1 protein-coding gene and 2 pseudogenes are annotated in these 1,802 nt (G+C 38.2%); 2 read left to right on the forward strand and 1 reads right to left on the reverse strand.

Annotation, left to right across the window (positions count from 1 at the left end; all coding sequences use genetic code 11):
* Positions 1 to 208, reverse strand: a 208-nt coding sequence (locus BFF42_RS16025) for an IS1 family transposase (protein WP_000179203.1), incomplete at its 3' end; no start/stop codon positions are given.
* A 148-nt stretch (positions 209 to 356) separates the two neighbouring features.
* Between BFF42_RS16025 and BFF42_RS16030 the strand changes: the two are divergent.
* Positions 357 to 572 (forward strand): annotated as a pseudogene (locus BFF42_RS16030) (hypothetical protein); the annotation flags it as partial.
* Positions 573 to 1,239: 667 nt separating this feature from the next.
* Positions 1,240 to 1,576 (forward strand): annotated as a pseudogene (locus BFF42_RS16040) (hypothetical protein).
* Positions 1,577 to 1,802: the final 226 nt, after the last annotated feature.

Raw genomic sequence — 1,802 nt, forward strand, 5'->3', positions numbered from 1 at the left:
CAGTTGCCCGGCATCCAACGCCATTCATGGCCATATCAATAATTTTCTGGTGCGTACCGGGTTGAGAAGCGGTGTAAGTGAACTGCAGTTGCCATGTTTTACGGCAGTGAGAGCAGAGATAGCGCTGATGTCCGGCAGTGCTTTTGCCGTTACGCACCACCCCGTCAGTAGCTGAACAGGAGGGACAGCTGATAGAAACAGAAGCCACTGGAGCACCTCAAAAACACCATCATACACTAAATCAGTAAGTTGGCAGCATCACCATATTCTCTAAATTATTAATTAAATATCCATAAGCATTATTGCCTGGGAACTGGACATATAATTACTCTTCTGTGCTAAAGGAACGTTCTGAAATGTTTAAGTATGCAGAGATGTTGATGGCGGAAGAAGATGATAAAGTATGTGAACTTATTTTTAAACAACAAGATAATTTGATTTTAAAAATAAATGATAGATTTCCCAGAATAATTATAAAGAAATACCGAACATTACAAGGTAAAGTCGTATGGCTATGGATATTGCCATTTGTTATTGAATGGTTAATCTTGTGTGCTTTAGGCGTAAACAGCTGGCGAGGCAAAAGTAAATACCCTGATTATTATTTGTTAGGAGATGAGATGCCTGTGCGTCTGGTGTCTATTATATTCCCAACATTATTGGCGCTATTCTTGCTGGCGTAGGCATCGCCATACTATGAATATTGTGTTTGTCGTGATTCAATTTTTATTTATAACCTCTACCCGGAGCAAATTCAGGTAGGTCATGCATAAAAATATCTTTCTATACTACGAAACTACGAAACTACGAAACTACGAAACTACGAAAATTATTTTTGTGAAAGTATTGACAACGCTAACTATTTTTAATTATATATTCATGGTGCTCTAGGCATCACATTTTCTCCATGGGGTATTCCCTCCGCCGGCACTATGTGTTGCTGGCGTTTTTTTATCAATTCTTACTTTTTAATCCCACTGTCCTTTCCACCAGAAACATACCTCGTTTCTACTGTATTTTGAGAATATAGTTCCCAGAATACCAATTATATATAATACGTTGTAATATATGTATTCCAATTAAAGCCGTTATTATAATAATTATCATATATGGTTCTTTTCATGTTGATTTCGTCAGAAACAGAAAATGCTGATGATGAATTGTGAATAATCAAACTGACCTCTAATTATCCTGTATGGAGTAGTGCTTATTTTCGACTCAATTTCTACTGATTAGATTATGGTTATCAGTACAGTGGGTTATGAAAAACGGACTGGATCTGCCAGCAGTGCTTCTATTATTATTCAAAAAGAACTTCAGCCGGACAATGCTATAATCCAGGGAAAGGCTATAAGCTCTGTTGGACGGAATGTGGAAATCAGCACTGGTAAAAAGGGGAACTGACATTAACACAAGAAGGATTCCTGCAAGCAACTGCTTATCTGTCCGGAACGCAGAATTAAAGCATGACCACACAGGAGCCAGAATACTGTGGTCGTACGCATTCAGTATTGTGACAACTAATAGAAATAAAAATCTGGCCGGTGCGAATATTAAACGATGCGATACCGTATAGTGTAAGTCAAAAGTAACGGGGTATTTAAACCATCTTTTCATATTTATTGTAAGCGTAAACTGACCGCCGTATGTAGCCATTAAGCCTGTATTGGTAACGTAGGTGCCCACCTTTTCAACTAGTGGATACCTGTTATGGAACAGAAAGCATTATCTGCAGAACCCCGCAGATCATTTTCAAATGAGTTTAAACTTCAAATGGTTAAACTGGCTTCACAACCAGGAGC

The organism is Shigella sp. FC1661, assembly GCF_001712525.1.
In the GTDB taxonomy this organism is placed as follows: Bacteria; Pseudomonadota; Gammaproteobacteria; order Enterobacterales; family Enterobacteriaceae; genus Escherichia; species Escherichia coli.